The sequence below is a fragment of the Streptomyces sp. NPDC048461 genome, from assembly GCF_055587105.1.
Map to the genome: position 1 here is coordinate 191,178 of NZ_JBVJGW010000005.1, position 13,056 is coordinate 204,233.

Annotated in this window: 24 protein-coding genes; all 24 read right to left on the minus strand. The window is 65.8% G+C overall.

Annotation, left to right across the window (positions count from 1 at the left end; all coding sequences use genetic code 11):
- Positions 1 to 75: 75 nt before the first annotated feature.
- The gene (locus ACZ6S8_RS11350) at positions 76 to 1,098 is read right to left on the minus strand and encodes a DNA-directed RNA polymerase subunit alpha (protein ID WP_008739666.1); all 1,023 of its coding nucleotides are present in this window, start codon (positions 1,096 to 1,098) and stop codon (positions 76 to 78) included.
- 137 nt (positions 1,099 to 1,235) lie between these two features.
- Positions 1,236 to 1,640: a 30S ribosomal protein S11 gene (rpsK, locus tag ACZ6S8_RS11355; RefSeq protein WP_006376016.1), complete on the minus strand. Its 405-nt coding sequence runs from the start codon at positions 1,638 to 1,640 to the stop codon at positions 1,236 to 1,238.
- Positions 1,641 to 1,694: 54 nt separating this feature from the next.
- Positions 1,695 to 2,075, minus strand: coding sequence for a 30S ribosomal protein S13 (rpsM, locus tag ACZ6S8_RS11360; RefSeq protein ID WP_214936437.1), 381 nt, complete (start codon positions 2,073 to 2,075; stop codon positions 1,695 to 1,697).
- 200 nt (positions 2,076 to 2,275) lie between these two features.
- A complete protein-coding gene (gene rpmJ, locus ACZ6S8_RS11365; protein WP_003956441.1) occupies positions 2,276 to 2,389 on the minus strand; it encodes a 50S ribosomal protein L36 in 114 nt (37 codons plus the stop codon).
- A 72-nt stretch (positions 2,390 to 2,461) separates the two neighbouring features.
- The gene (gene infA, locus ACZ6S8_RS11370; RefSeq protein WP_003956442.1) at positions 2,462 to 2,683 is read right to left on the minus strand and encodes a translation initiation factor IF-1; all 222 of its coding nucleotides are present in this window, start codon (positions 2,681 to 2,683) and stop codon (positions 2,462 to 2,464) included.
- 354 nt (positions 2,684 to 3,037) lie between these two features.
- Complete coding sequence (gene map, locus ACZ6S8_RS11375) at positions 3,038 to 3,889, minus strand: type I methionyl aminopeptidase (RefSeq protein WP_383905236.1); 852 nt, start codon at positions 3,887 to 3,889, stop codon at positions 3,038 to 3,040.
- 165 nt (positions 3,890 to 4,054) lie between these two features.
- A complete protein-coding gene (locus ACZ6S8_RS11380) occupies positions 4,055 to 4,702 on the minus strand; it encodes an adenylate kinase (RefSeq protein WP_469454602.1) in 648 nt (215 codons plus the stop codon).
- Entirely contained in the window at positions 4,702 to 6,015 is a 1,314-nt protein-coding gene (gene secY / locus ACZ6S8_RS11385) for a preprotein translocase subunit SecY (RefSeq protein WP_267724880.1), read from the minus strand. The genes ACZ6S8_RS11380 and secY overlap by 1 nt, the downstream gene beginning before the upstream one ends.
- 187 nt (positions 6,016 to 6,202) lie before the next feature.
- Positions 6,203 to 6,658, minus strand: coding sequence for a 50S ribosomal protein L15 (gene rplO / locus ACZ6S8_RS11390; protein ID WP_053682613.1), 456 nt, complete (start codon positions 6,656 to 6,658; stop codon positions 6,203 to 6,205).
- A 1-nt stretch (position 6,659) separates the two neighbouring features.
- Positions 6,660 to 6,842 (minus strand): 50S ribosomal protein L30, encoded by a 183-nt coding sequence (rpmD, locus tag ACZ6S8_RS11395; RefSeq protein ID WP_053682614.1) that lies wholly within the window; start codon positions 6,840 to 6,842, stop codon positions 6,660 to 6,662.
- A complete protein-coding gene (gene rpsE / locus ACZ6S8_RS11400) occupies positions 6,842 to 7,447 on the minus strand; it encodes a 30S ribosomal protein S5 (protein ID WP_030298218.1) in 606 nt (201 codons plus the stop codon). The genes rpmD and rpsE overlap by 1 nt, the downstream gene beginning before the upstream one ends.
- A 45-nt stretch (positions 7,448 to 7,492) precedes the next feature.
- On the minus strand, positions 7,493 to 7,876 hold the full coding sequence (rplR, locus tag ACZ6S8_RS11405) for a 50S ribosomal protein L18 (protein WP_267724873.1): 384 nt from the start codon (positions 7,874 to 7,876) through the stop codon (positions 7,493 to 7,495).
- Positions 7,877 to 7,878: 2 nt separating this feature from the next.
- On the minus strand, positions 7,879 to 8,418 hold the full coding sequence (gene rplF / locus ACZ6S8_RS11410) for a 50S ribosomal protein L6 (RefSeq protein WP_469454605.1): 540 nt from the start codon (positions 8,416 to 8,418) through the stop codon (positions 7,879 to 7,881).
- A 20-nt stretch (positions 8,419 to 8,438) separates the two neighbouring features.
- Complete coding sequence (gene rpsH / locus ACZ6S8_RS11415) at positions 8,439 to 8,837, minus strand: 30S ribosomal protein S8 (RefSeq protein WP_067163170.1); 399 nt, start codon at positions 8,835 to 8,837, stop codon at positions 8,439 to 8,441.
- Positions 8,838 to 9,060: 223 nt separating this feature from the next.
- Positions 9,061 to 9,246 carry a type Z 30S ribosomal protein S14 gene (locus ACZ6S8_RS11420; RefSeq protein ID WP_003956452.1) on the minus strand — a complete coding sequence of 62 codons (186 nt, stop codon included), beginning with the start codon at positions 9,244 to 9,246 and terminating at the stop codon, positions 9,061 to 9,063.
- A 5-nt stretch (positions 9,247 to 9,251) separates the two neighbouring features.
- A complete protein-coding gene (gene rplE, locus ACZ6S8_RS11425; protein WP_030388859.1) occupies positions 9,252 to 9,803 on the minus strand; it encodes a 50S ribosomal protein L5 in 552 nt (183 codons plus the stop codon).
- Entirely contained in the window at positions 9,803 to 10,126 is a 324-nt protein-coding gene (gene rplX, locus ACZ6S8_RS11430; protein ID WP_267724807.1) for a 50S ribosomal protein L24, read from the minus strand. The genes rplE and rplX overlap by 1 nt, the downstream gene beginning before the upstream one ends.
- Before the next feature lie 2 nt (positions 10,127 to 10,128).
- Positions 10,129 to 10,497 (minus strand): 50S ribosomal protein L14, encoded by a 369-nt coding sequence (gene rplN / locus ACZ6S8_RS11435; protein WP_008739701.1) that lies wholly within the window; start codon positions 10,495 to 10,497, stop codon positions 10,129 to 10,131.
- Between the two features lie 106 nt (positions 10,498 to 10,603).
- Complete coding sequence (gene rpsQ / locus ACZ6S8_RS11440) at positions 10,604 to 10,885, minus strand: 30S ribosomal protein S17 (protein ID WP_030008467.1); 282 nt, start codon at positions 10,883 to 10,885, stop codon at positions 10,604 to 10,606.
- On the minus strand, positions 10,885 to 11,109 hold the full coding sequence (rpmC, locus tag ACZ6S8_RS11445) for a 50S ribosomal protein L29 (protein ID WP_073912892.1): 225 nt from the start codon (positions 11,107 to 11,109) through the stop codon (positions 10,885 to 10,887). The genes rpsQ and rpmC overlap by 1 nt, the downstream gene beginning before the upstream one ends.
- The gene (gene rplP, locus ACZ6S8_RS11450; protein ID WP_030026326.1) at positions 11,109 to 11,528 is read right to left on the minus strand and encodes a 50S ribosomal protein L16; all 420 of its coding nucleotides are present in this window, start codon (positions 11,526 to 11,528) and stop codon (positions 11,109 to 11,111) included. The genes rpmC and rplP overlap by 1 nt, the downstream gene beginning before the upstream one ends.
- A 5-nt stretch (positions 11,529 to 11,533) precedes the next feature.
- Positions 11,534 to 12,376, minus strand: a complete 843-nt coding sequence (gene rpsC, locus ACZ6S8_RS11455) for a 30S ribosomal protein S3 (protein WP_008739710.1) — start codon at positions 12,374 to 12,376, stop codon at positions 11,534 to 11,536.
- Positions 12,376 to 12,723: a 50S ribosomal protein L22 gene (gene rplV, locus ACZ6S8_RS11460; protein WP_267725087.1), complete on the minus strand. Its 348-nt coding sequence runs from the start codon at positions 12,721 to 12,723 to the stop codon at positions 12,376 to 12,378. The genes rpsC and rplV overlap by 1 nt, the downstream gene beginning before the upstream one ends.
- A gap of 43 nt (positions 12,724 to 12,766) precedes the next feature.
- A complete protein-coding gene (gene rpsS / locus ACZ6S8_RS11465) occupies positions 12,767 to 13,048 on the minus strand; it encodes a 30S ribosomal protein S19 (RefSeq protein ID WP_008739713.1) in 282 nt (93 codons plus the stop codon).
- Positions 13,049 to 13,056 lie beyond the last annotated feature (8 nt).

Below are 13,056 nucleotides of genomic sequence, written 5' to 3' on the forward strand. Positions count from 1 at the left end.
GGCTGCCCCGGGAAAGTCACGACGTGCCCGGCCGGCGGCCGGGCACGAGGCCCGGGCCGCCGGCGGCGGGGAAAATCAGTACTGCTCGGTCTCGACGAAACCGGCGTCCGCGTCGTCGTCGGCGCCGAAGGCGTCGGCGGCGGCGGTCGGGTCGAATCCGGGCGGGCTGTCCTTGAGGGCCAGGCCCATGCCGGCCAGCTTCGCCTTGACCTCGTCGATCGACTTCGCACCGAAGTTGCGGATGTCGAGCAGGTCGGCCTCTGAGCGGGCCACGAGCTCACCCACGGAGTGGATGCCCTCGCGCTTGAGGCAGTTGTACGAGCGGACCGTGAGCTCGAGCTCCTCGATCGGCAGCGCCAGATCGGCGGCCAGGGCCGCGTCCGTCGGCGAGGGGCCCATGTCGATGCCCTCGGCGTCGATGTTGAGCTCGCGCGCCAGGCCGAACAGCTCGACCAGGGTCTTGCCTGCGGACGCCATGGCGTCGCGCGGGCGCATGGCCTGCTTGGTCTCGACGTCGACGATGAGCTTGTCGAAGTCGGTGCGCTGCTCGACTCGGGTCGCCTCGACCTTGTAGGTGACCTTGAGGACCGGGCTGTAGATGGAGTCGATCGGGATGCGACCGATCTCCTGGCCCAGCTGCTTGTTCTGCACGGCGGAGACGTAGCCGCGACCGCGCTCGACGGTCAGCTCCATCTCCAGCTTGCCCTTGCCGTTGAGCGTGGCGAGGACCAGGTCCGGGTTGTGCACCTCGACACCGGCCGGGGGCGCGATGTCGGCAGCGGTGACCAGGCCGGGACCCTGCTTGCGCAGGTACATCACGACCGGCTCGTCGTGCTCCGAGGAGACGACGAGCTGCTTGATGTTGAGGATGATGTCGGTGACGTCTTCCTTGACACCCGGCACGGTGGTGAACTCGTGCAGGACGCCGTCCACGCGGATGCTGGTGACAGCGGCACCCGGGATCGAGGACAGGAGCGTGCGGCGCAGCGAGTTGCCGAGGGTGTAGCCGAAGCCCGGCTCCAGCGGCTCGATCACGAACCGCGAGCGGTACTCGTCTACGACCTCTTCGGTCAGCGAGGGACGCTGAGCGATAAGCATGTGTGTTCCTTCAGTCGTGGACGCCCACTATTTGACGTCCGACGGGCACTACGTACAGCAAGGGTACGGGCGGCACGTCCCCCGCGAGGGGTTCGTACCGCCCGGACACTCAAAGACGCACAGGTGCGTCCGCTGCGTCAGACGCGGCGGCGCTTCGGCGGGCGGCAGCCGTTGTGCGGGGTGGGGGTGACGTCCTGGATCGAGCCGACCTCGAGGCCGGTGGCCTGGAGGGAGCGGATCGCGGTCTCACGGCCGGAGCCGGGACCCTTGACGAAGACGTCGACCTTGCGCATGCCGTGCTCCTGCGCGCGACGGGCGGCCGACTCGGCGGCCATCTGCGCGGCGAAGGGGGTGGACTTGCGCGAGCCCTTGAAGCCGACGTGGCCGGCGGAGGCCCAGGAGATCACGTTGCCCGCGGGGTCCGTGATCGAGACGATGGTGTTGTTGAACGTGCTCTTGATGTGGGCGTGCCCATGAGCGACGTTCTTCTTTTCCTTGCGGCGCACCTTCTTGGCAGCGCCCTGACGACCCTTGGGGGGCATCTAAATCTCCTACGGGAGGTGGTCGGTCCTACAGCGCAAGACCGCTGAACAGGACTACTTCTTGCCCGGCTTCTTCTTACCGGCGATCGCGCGACGCGGACCCTTGCGGGTACGGGCGTTCGTGCTGGTGCGCTGACCGTGCACCGGCAGGCCACGACGGTGGCGGATGCCCTGGTAGCACTGGATCTCGACCTTGCGACGGATGTCGGCCTGGATCTCGCGGCGGAGGTCACCCTCGGTGCGGAGGTTGGCGTCCACGTACTCGCGGATCTTGACCAGGTCTTCTTCGGCCAGGTCACGAACGCGGGTGTTCGGGTTCACACCGGTGGCCTCAAGGATTTCCTTGGACCGGGTGCGCCCGACACCGAAGACGTAGGTGAGTGCGATCTCCACGCGCTTTTCGCGCGGGATGTCGACACCGGAAACGCGTGCCATTCAATGGCTCCTGTGTGTTCGGGGGTCTTCAGCAGAACCATCCCCGACCGCCGACCACGCCTTGATGGGTGGTGGTACGTCCGGGTCCCCGGCCCCCGCCGGAGGTGCCGCCGGCCCGGTGAGGGGCTGGGCGGGTTCTGCGTATGTACGTTTTCTTACGTCGCGCGAAGAACTGCGGAAGGCAGGTCGGTCGGCGTGCGTCAGCCCTGGCGCTGCTTGTGGCGCAGGTTGTCGCAGATGACCATGACCCGACCGTGACGGCGGATCACCTTGCACTTGTCGCAGATCTTCTTGACGCTCGGCTTGACCTTCATTGGGTGAGGTTCTCCGGGTCAGTGCCACCACCCGCGCCGGGACGAGACGCCCAGACGGAGTGAAGACAAGATCTACTTGTATCGGTAGACGATCCGGCCACGCGTCAGGTCGTACGGAGAGAGCTCCACGACAACCCGGTCATCAGGAAGGATGCGGATGTAGTGCATGCGCATCTTGCCGCTGATGTGCGCGAGGACCTTGTGACCGTTCTGGAGTTCCACCTTGAACATCGCGTTCGGGAGGGACTCGATCACGGTGCCCTCGATTTCGATGGCACCTTGCTTCTTGGCCACGCTTCGCCTTTCGAATCGGCTACCTTGATCGGCTCAGTGCGCCATGCAGGCATGGGAGTGCACGAGAGCCGACGAGTCAGTCTACGACAGGGCACCCGGAAAGACGAATCCGGAAAGTTTGCCCCGGAGTCTAGATCATTAACCGAGAGGGCCCGGCGCCGTCAGCCCAGCGGGTCCGGCGCCGTCGTGACGCCGGCCCCTCCTTCTCCTGCCGCGCTCGCGGGCTCGGCGCCGGGGCGCCTCACATGCTTCGCACGGCTGCGCCGGACTCCGTCCGGCGTGGCCCCGGCCGTAGTACGCCGGGGTGCCCGCGGTACGCGGGACCGCACGTCGGTCCGACGGCCCGTCCCGCCGTCAGCCCAGCGGGTCCGGCGCCGTCGTGACGCCGTACTCCGCCAGCTTCGCCTTGCCGCAGTCCGGGCTGGTCAGCACGATGGGGCCGGCCTCGGTCAGCGCGATGGAGTGCTCCCAGTGCGAGGACCAGGTGCCGTCCGTGGTGATGACCGTCCAGTCGTCCGCCAGGACCTCCGTCTGGGCGGTGCCCAGGGAGACCATCGGCTCGATCGCCAGGCACAGGCCCGGGACGAGCTTGATCCCCTTGCCCCGCTTGCGCGAGACGTAGTTCAGCAGGTGGGGGTCCATGTGCATCTCGGAACCGATGCCGTGGCCGCCGTAGTCCTCGATGATCCCGAACTTCCCGAGGCTGTGCTCGCCGGTGGTGGGACGCGGCTGGCGCTTGATGTACGTCTCGATCGCCTTCGAGATGTCCACGAGGCGGTTGCCGAGCCGCATGGCGGCGATCCCCGCCCACATGGACTCCTCGGTCACCCGGGAGAGCTCCAGGAGCTCAGGGGCGTGCCCAGTGCCCACGAAGGCCGTGTACGCGGCGTCGCCGTGCCAGCCGTCGACGATCGCGCCGGCGTCGATCGAGATGATGTCGCCGTCCTTGAGGACGGTCTTGTCGTCCGGGATGCCGTGGACGACGACCTCGTTGACCGAGGTGCAGATCGTCGCGGGGAAACCGCCGTAACCGAGGAAGTTCGACTTCGCGCCGGCGTCGTCGATGACCTTGCGGGCCACCATGTCCAGATCCCGCGTCGTGGCGCCGGGCACGGCGGCCTCGCGGGTCGCCGCGTGGATGGCCGCGACGACCAGCCCCGCCTCGCGCATCTTCGCGATCTGCTCGGGGGTCTTGATCTGCACCATGAACGTGCCTTCCCTCTGTAGCGGCGGGATCGCCGCCGCTCTCGCGGAGGCGGTCGGCCCCCGCTTCGGTTCCTCAATTATTGGCTGATGCCGCGCGAACCCGCGTCACGCAGACGGCCGCGGCGCCCGATGGGCACCGCGGCCGGACCTGCGCAGCGAGGGGTACTACTTCTTCAGGGCTTCCATGGCGCGCTTGGTGATCTCGTGCACCTCGCCGAGGGCGGGGATGGTCACCAGCAGGCCCTGGGCCTTGTAGAAGTCGATGATCGGCTCGGTCTGCGTGTGGTAGACGTCCAGCCGGTTGCGGACCGTGGCCTCGGAGTCGTCGTCACGCAGGTAGAGCTCGCCGCCGCAGATGTCGCAGACGCCGTCCGCCTTCGGCGGGGCGTACGTGACGTGGAAGACGTGCTTGCCGTCGTTGCGGCAGGTGCGGCGACCCGCGATCCGCTTGACGACCTCGTCCTCCTCGACCTCCAGGTCCAGGACCGCGTCCAGCTTCATGCCGGACTCCTGGAGCATCGTGTCGAGGGCTGCGGCCTGCGACACGTTGCGGGGGAAGCCGTCGAGCAGGAAACCGTTCGCGGCGTCCGGCTGCTCCATGCGGTCCTTGGCCATGCCGATGGTGATCTCGTCGGGGACGAGGTCGCCGGCGTCCATGAACGCCTTCGCACGCCGGCCGAGCTCGGTGCCCTGGCTGATGTTGGCCCGGAACAGGTCTCCCGTGGAGATGTGCGGGATCGACAGGTTCTTGGCGAGGAACGCGGCCTGCGTTCCCTTGCCCGCACCGGGCGGTCCGACGAGGACGATTCGCATCAGCGGAGGAACCCTTCGTAATTACGCTGCTGGAGCTGGCTCTCGATCTGCTTCACGGTTTCCAGACCCACACCCACGATGATCAGGATGCTCGTCCCGCCGAACGGGAAGTTCTGGTTCGCCCCGAAGCCCGCCAACGCCATCGTCGGCACGAGAGCGATCAGACCCAGGTACAGCGACCCCGGCCAGGTGATGCGGTTGAGTACGTAGCTCAGGTACTCAGCGGTGGGCCGACCGGCGCGGATACCCGGGATGAACCCACCATACTTCTTCATGTTGTCTGCAACTTCCTCGGGGTTGAACGAGATCGCCACGTAGAAGAACGCGAAGAAGACGATCAGGAGGAAGTAGACCGCGATGTAGTACGGGTGGTCGCCCTTGACGAAGTGCTTCTGGATCCAGGTGGCCCAGCCGGCGGTGGAACCGCTGAACTGGACGATCAGCGCCGGGATGTAGAGCAGCGACGAGGCGAAGATGACGGGGATGATGCCCGCCTGGTTCACCTTGAGCGGGATGTACGTCGAGGTGCCGCCGTAGGCGCGGCGGCCCACCATGCGCTTGGCGTACTGGACGGGGATCCGGCGCTGCGCCTGCTCGACGAAGACCACCAGACCCACCATCGCGAGGCCGACGAGCATCACGACGCCGAACTCGACCCAGCCGTCGGCGATCTTGCCCTGGAGCTTGATCTGCCAGAGGGCGCCGATGAAGCCGGCTGCGATCGAGATGAACATGAGGATCGACATTCCGTTGCCGATACCGCGGTCCGTGATGAGCTCACCGAGCCACATCACGACACAGGTACCGGCCGTCATGGTGATGACCATGACCACGGTGGTGAAGATCGAACGGTCGGGGACGATCTGACTGGCGGCGGAGCAGCCCTGGAAGAGGGCACCCGTGCGGGCGGTGGCCACGAGGCCGGTGCCCTGCAGGATCGCGAGCGCGACCGTCAGATAGCGCGTGTACTGAGTGATCTTCGCCGTGCCGGACTGTCCCTCTTTTTTGAGGTTCTCCAGCTTCGGGATGACCACGGTCAGCAGCTGCAGGATGATGCTCGCCGTGATGTACGGCATGATGCCGAGCGCAAAGATCGTGATCTGCAGCAGCGCACCGCCGCTGAACATGTTGACGAGACCGAAGAGGCTGTTGCTGCTCCCGGCCTGGTCGACACAGATCTGAACGTTCTTGTAGCTCACGCCGGGGACCGGGATGTGGGACCCGAGCCGGAACAGCACGATGATGGCGAGCGTGAAGAGCAGCTTCTTGCGCAGGTCGGGCGTCTTGAACGCCCGGGCGAACGCGGTGAGCACGGTGCCTCCTGCGACCCCCGCGCAACTGCGTCAGAGGTGACGGTCTGAGGGATCGACGAATACGTACAAGCAAAGGTGCAGGCCACCTTACCGGCGACAGTGCCCCCCGTGGAACGACCAACCGGGGATGCCCCATATGTGAGGCATCCCCGGTCGGGTTTCGAGCTATTTAGCCACTGGATTCGTCTTAGACGAGCTCGGTGACAGTGCCACCGGCAGCGGCGATCTTCTCCTTGGCGGAGCCGGAGACGGCGTCAACCGAAACCTGCAGCGCCACGGAGATCTCGCCCTGGCCCAGGACCTTGACGAGGCTGTTCTTGCGAACCGCGCCCTTGGCGACCAGGTCGGCCACCGTGACTTCTCCACCCTCGGGGTAGAGAGCGCCGAGCTTGTCCAGGTTCACGACCTGGAACTCGGTGCGGAACGGGTTCTTGAAGCCCTTGAGCTTCGGCAGACGCATGTGGAGGGGCATCTGCCCACCCTCGAAGCGCTGCGGGATCTGGTAACGGGCCTTCTGGCCCTTCGTACCACGACCGGCCGTCTTACCCTTCGACGCCTCACCACGACCGACACGGGTCTTCGCGGTCTTGGCGCCGGGGGCGGGACGGAGGTTGTGGGCCTTCAGCGGGCTGTTCTCAGCCATGTTAGTCAACCTCCTCAACCGTCACGAGGTGGCGGACGGTCTGCACCATTCCGCGGAACTCGGGGCGGTCCTCCTTGACGACCACGTCGTTCAGGCGCTTGAGCCCGAGCGAACGCAGCGTGTCGCGGTGGTTCTGCTTGCTACCGATGTACGACTTCGTCTGCGTGATCTTGAGGCGGGCCATTACGCAGCACCCGCCCCGGCACGCGCACGGAGCAGGGCCGCGGGAGCGACGTCCTCGAGGGGCAGACCACGGCGAGCCGCGATCTCCTCGGGACGCTGCAGACCCTTGAGCGCTGCCACGGTCGCGTGCACGATGTTGATCGCGTTCGACGAGCCGAGCGACTTCGACAGGATGTCGTGAACGCCGGCGCACTCCAGAACGGCGCGCACCGGGCCACCGGCGATAACACCGGTACCGGGGGAAGCCGGCTTCAGGAGCACGACGCCCGCGGCACGCTCGCCCGTGATCGGGTGAGGGATCGTGCCCTGGATGCGCGGAACCTTGAAGAAGTTCTTCTTGGCTTCCTCGACACCCTTGGCAATGGCCGCGGGAACTTCCTTGGCCTTGCCGTAACCGACACCTACAGTGCCGTCACCGTCGCCCACCACGACCAGCGCGGTGAAGCTGAAGCGGCGACCACCCTTGACAACCTTGGCGACGCGGTTGATCGCGACGACGCGCTCAACGTAAGCGGTCTTCTCGGCGGCAGGGCCACCGTCGCGACCCTTCCGGTCCCGCCGCTCGCCGCCACCGGCACCGCTTCCGCGGCGCTGGGGTCCAGCCATTGGATTACCTCTCTCTGTTACGTCCGTGAGTCCCGGAACCGGGGCTTAGAACTTCAGCCCGGCTTCGCGGGCGGCGTCAGCCAGAGCGGCAATGCGCCCGGCGTATCGGTTGCCACCGCGGTCGAACACGACGGTCTCGACACCCGCGGCCTTGGCACGCTCGGCGACGAGTGCGCCGACAGCCTGGGCCTGGGCGCTCTTGTCGCCTTCGCCACCGCGGATCGAAGCGTCCAGGGTCGACGCGGACGCCAGGGTGTGCCCCTGGAGGTCGTCGATGACCTGAGCAACGATGTTGCGGTTGGAACGCGTCACGACGAGGCGCGGACGCTCCGCCGTACCCGAGACGTGCTTGCGGATGCGGATGTGGCGGCGGGCCTTGGCGGCACGCTTGTACGCGTCGCCCTTGGCGATCTTTACACCGTATGCCATGGCTACTTACCAGCCTTTCCGACCTTGCGGCGGATGACTTCGCCGGCGTACTTGACACCCTTGGCCTTGTACGGGTCGGGCTTCCGCAGCTTGCGGATGTTGGCGGCGACCTCGCCGACCTTCTGCTTGTCGATGCCCTCGACCGTGAACTTGGTGGGCGACTCGACCTTGAAGGAGATGCCCTCGGGCGCCTCGATCAGGATCGGGTGGCTGTAGCCAAGCTGGAACTCCAGGTTGGAGCCCTTCGCGGCGACGCGGTAACCGACACCGCTGATCTCGAGAGCCTTGACGTATCCCGCGGTCACGCCGGTGATCATGTTCGCCACCAGCGTGCGGGACAGGCCGTGCAGGGCCTTGTTCTGACGCTCGTCGTTGGGGCGGGTGACGTTCAGAACGCCGTCCTCACCCTTCTCGACTGCGATGGGCGCCTTGACGGTGTGCGAGAGGGAACCCTTGGGGCCCTTCACGGCGACCGTGGTGCCATCGATGGTGACGTCCACACCGGCGGGAACCTGGATGGGGAGCTTGCCGATTCGCGACATTGCTTTTCCTCCGTTCCCGACTACCAGACGTAGGCGAGGACTTCCCCACCTACGCCCTTCTTGCCTGCCTGCTGGCCGGTGAGCAGTCCGTGGGACGTGGAGATGATCGCCACGCCCAGGCCGCCGAGCACCTTGGGCAGGTTGGTGGACTTCGCGTACACGCGCAGACCGGGCTTCGAGATCCGCTTGATGCCCGCGATGGAGCGCTCACGGTTCGGCCCGAACTTCAGCTCGAGGACGAGGTTCTTGCCGACCTCGGCGTCCTCGACCTTCCAGCCGGTGATGAAACCCTCCTGCTGGAGGATCTCCGCGATGTGCGACTTGATCTTGCTGTGCGGCATCACGACGGTGTCGTGGTACGCCGAGTTAGCGTTACGCAGACGCGTGAGCATGTCTGCGATCGGGTCAGTCATGGTCATGAAGTGGCCTTCGGCCTCTCTCGCCGGGGTTTCCTGTATGCGCCATCCCTCTCCCCACTCAGTGGCGGGACGGGTGCGGTGCGGGGACCTACGGCGTAGTAAGTCGTTATGGGCGGCAGACGCCCAACCACACAAGCCTAAGGCATGCGCGGCCGGGCACCTGCCGTCCAGATGCTTACCGAGAGTGCCTGGATGTTCCCAAGTCCTTGCGGACGAGAGGGAATTACCAGGAGCTCTTGGTCACGCCCGGCAGCTCGCCACGGTGAGCCATCTCACGAAGGCACACGCGGCACAGGCCGAACTTGCGGTACACGGAGTGGGGGCGACCGCAGCGCTGGCAGCGGGTGTACGCACGCACACCGAACTTGGGCTTGCGGGCAGCCTTCGCGATGAGAGCCTTCTTCGCCATCTCGCTTACGCCTCCTTGAAGGGGAAGCCGAGGTGACGAAGGAGGGCGCGGCCCTCGTCGTCGTTGGTCGCCGTGGTAACCACGGTGATGTCCATACCCCGGGTACGGTCGATCTTGTCCTGGTCGATCTCGTGGAACATGACCTGCTCCGTGAGACCGAAGGTGTAGTTGCCACGGCCGTCGAACTGCTTCGGCGACAGACCACGGAAGTCACGGATACGCGGCAGCGCGAGCGACAGCGTACGGTCCAGGAACTCCCACATGCGGTCACCACGGAGGGTGACGTGGCAGCCGATCGGCTGACCCTCGCGCAGCTTGAACTGCGCGATGGACTTCCGGGCCTTCGTGACGGCCGGCTTCTGACCGGTGATCGTCGTCAGGTCCTTGATGGCGCCGTCGATCAGCTTGGAGTCGCGGGCGGCGTCGCCCACACCCATGTTGACCACGATCTTCACGAGGCCGGGAATCTGCATGACGTTCTCGTAGGAGAACTCCTCACGCAGCTTGCCCGCGATGTCCTCGCGGTACTTCGTCTTGAGACGCGGAGTGGTAGCCATCAGATGTCCTCACCCGTCCGCTTGGCAACGCGGATCTTGTTGCCCTCGTCGTCGAAGCGGAAACCGACGCGGGTAACGACCTTCTGGCCGTCCTTCTCCACAACCAGCTGAACGTTGCTGACGTGGATCGGCGCCTCGGTGATCACGATGCCACCGGTCTGGGACCCACCAGCGGTCTGACCGGCCTTGGTGTGCTTCTTGACCCGGTTGACACCCTCGACGAGGACGCGGTTGGCAGTGGGCATGGCCGCGATGACCTTGCCCTGCTTGCCCTTGTCCTTACCGGTGATGACCTGAACCAGGTCGCCCTTCTTGATCTTCATGCTTACAGCACCTCCGGCGCGAGCGAGATGATCTTCATAAACTTCTTCTCGCGCAGCTCACGGCCCACCGGGCCGAAGATACGGGTGCCGCGAGGGTCGCCGTCGTTCTTGAGAATGACAGCGGCGTTCTCGTCAAAGCGGATGTACGAGCCGTCCTGGCGGCGACGCTCCTTGACGGTGCGAACGATGACCGCCTTGACGACGTCACCCTTCTTCACGTTGCCACCGGGGATCGCATCCTTGACGGTGGCGACGATGACGTCACCGATGCCCGCGTAGCGGCGACCGGAACCACCGAGAACACGGATGCAAAGGATTTCCTTGGCACCAGTGTTGTCGGCGATACGCAGTCGCGACTCCTGCTGGATCACGTGTATCTCCTGTTTGTCTGCCGGTTCCCGGCGGGGGCTTCACTCCGAGGAGCTACAGCCCCCACCGAGCCTGGCGGAACGAACCTGAGGGAAACCCCTCAGATACTTACTTGGCCTTCTCGAGGATCTCGACGATGCGCCAGCGCTTGCTCGCCGACAGCGGACGCGTCTCCATGATGAGGACGCGGTCGCCGACGCCGGCAGCGTTCTGCTCGTCGTGCGCCTTGAGCTTGTTCGTACGGCGGATGACCTTGCCGTACAGGGCGTGCTTCACGCGGTCCTCGACGGCGACGACGACGGTCTTGTCCATCTTGTCGCTGACGACCAGACCCTCACGGGTCTTGCGGAAACCGCGCTCGGTCTTCTCAGTCACGTTGTTCTCGCTCATCAGGCGCTCTCCACCGTCTCGATACCGAGCTCACGCTCGTGCATCAGGGTGTAGATGCGAGCGATGTCCTTACGGACGGACCTGAGCCGGCCGTTGTTCTCCAGCTGACCCGTGGCCGCCTGGAAGCGGAGCTTGAACAGCTCCTCCTTGGCCTCGCGCAGCTTGCCAACGAGCTCCTCGTTGCCGAGCTCACGCAGCTCGGACGCCTTGGTTCCCGTCGCCATCACGACTCACCTGCCTCGCGCCGAACAATCCGGCACTTCATCGGAAGCTTGTGAGCAGCGCGGGTGAGCGCCTCACGAGCAATCTTCTCGTTCGGGTAGGACAGCTCGAACATGACCCGGCCCGGGTGCACGTTCGCGATCCACCACTCGGGAGAACCCTTACCGGAACCCATGCGGGTCTCGGCAGGCTTCTTGGTCAGCGGGCGGTCCGGGTAGATGTTGATCCAGACCTTGCCGCCACGCTTGATGTGGCGGGTCATCGCGATACGAGCCGCCTCGATCTGGCGGTTCGTCACGTACGCCGGGGTCAGCGCCTGGATGCCGTACTCGCCGAACGAGACCTCAGTACCGCCCTTGGCCATACCGCGGCGCTTCGGGTGGTGCTGCTTGCGGTGCTTGACCCTACGAGGGATCAGCATGTCGGTCAGGCCTCCGTTCCGGTGCTCTCGGCCGGAGCGGCGGCGGGAGCGTCGGCCTTGGGGGCCTCGGCACCAGCAGCCTGCTGCGGCTTGCGGCCACCACGGCCGCCGCGCTCGCCACCACGGCCACCACGGCCGGCGGGACGGTCGCCAGCGCCCTGCGCGCCACGGGCCGGGCGGTTACCCGCACGGGCCGCAGCGTTCTCGGCGCGAACCTCGGCGATGTTCTTGACGTCGCCCTTGTAGATCCAGACCTTCACACCGATACGGCCGAAGGTGGTCTTGGCCTCGAAGAAGCCGTAGTCCACGTTCGCGCGCAGCGTGTGCAGCGGCACACGACCCTCGCGGTAGAACTCGGAGCGGGACATCTCGGCGCCGCCGAGACGACCGCCACACTGGATCTTGATGCCCTTGGCGCCGGCCTTCATCGTGCCCTGCATGCTCTTGCGCATGGCACGACGGAAGGAGACGCGGGAGGAAAGCTGCTCGGCAACGGCCTGGGCAACCAGCTGAGCGTCAAGCTCGGGGTTCTTGACCTCGAGGATGTTCAGCTGGACCTGCTTGCCCGTGAGCTTCTCGAGGTCACCGCGGATGCGGTCGGCCTCGGCGCCACGGCGGCCGATGACGATGCCCGGACGAGCGGTGTGGATGTCCACACGCACGCGGTCACGGGTGCGCTCGATCTCAACCTTCGAGATGCCGGCGCGCTCCATGCCGGACGTCATCATCCGACGGATGGCGACGTCTTCCTTGACGTAGTCCTTGTACAGCTTGTCGGCGTACCAACGCGACTTGAAGTCGGTGGTGATGCCGAGCCGGAACCCGTGCGGGTTTACCTTCTGGCCCATTACCGGGAACCTTCCTTGCTGCTGACGACCACGGTGATGTGGCTGGTCCGCTTGCGGATCCGGTAGGCACGGCCCTGCGCACGCGGACGGAACCGCTTCAGGGTCGGGCCCTCGTCCACGAACGCCTCGCTGATGACCAGCGAAGAAGCGTCCGGGTGGTTGTAGTTGTGTGCGGCGTTGGCAATGGCGCTGTCCAGCACCTTGCCAACCGGCACGCTCGCGGCCTGCGGGGCGAAACGCAGGACCGCCTGAGCCTCCGTGGCATCCATGCCACGGATAAGGTCCACCACTCGGCGGGCCTTCATGGGCGTGACGCGGATGTACCGCGCCTGGGCCCTGGCTTCCATGGTTGTCCCTTCGGTGTAAGTCATAGTCGTAACCACCCCGCCTTTAGCGGCGCTTCGACTTCCGGTCGTCCTTGACGTGGCCGCGGAAGGTGCGAGTCGGCGAGAACTCGCCGAGCTTGTGGCCGACCATCGACTCGGTGACGAACACCGGGACGTGGGTCTTGCCGTTGTGCACCGCGATGGTGTGACCCAGCATGCTGGGGATGATCATCGAGCGACGGGACCAGGTCTTGATGACGTTCTTGGTGCCGGCTTCGTTCTGGACGTCCACCTTCTTTACGAGGTGGTCGTCGACGAAGGGCCCCTTCTTGAGACTGCGCGGCATCTAAACCC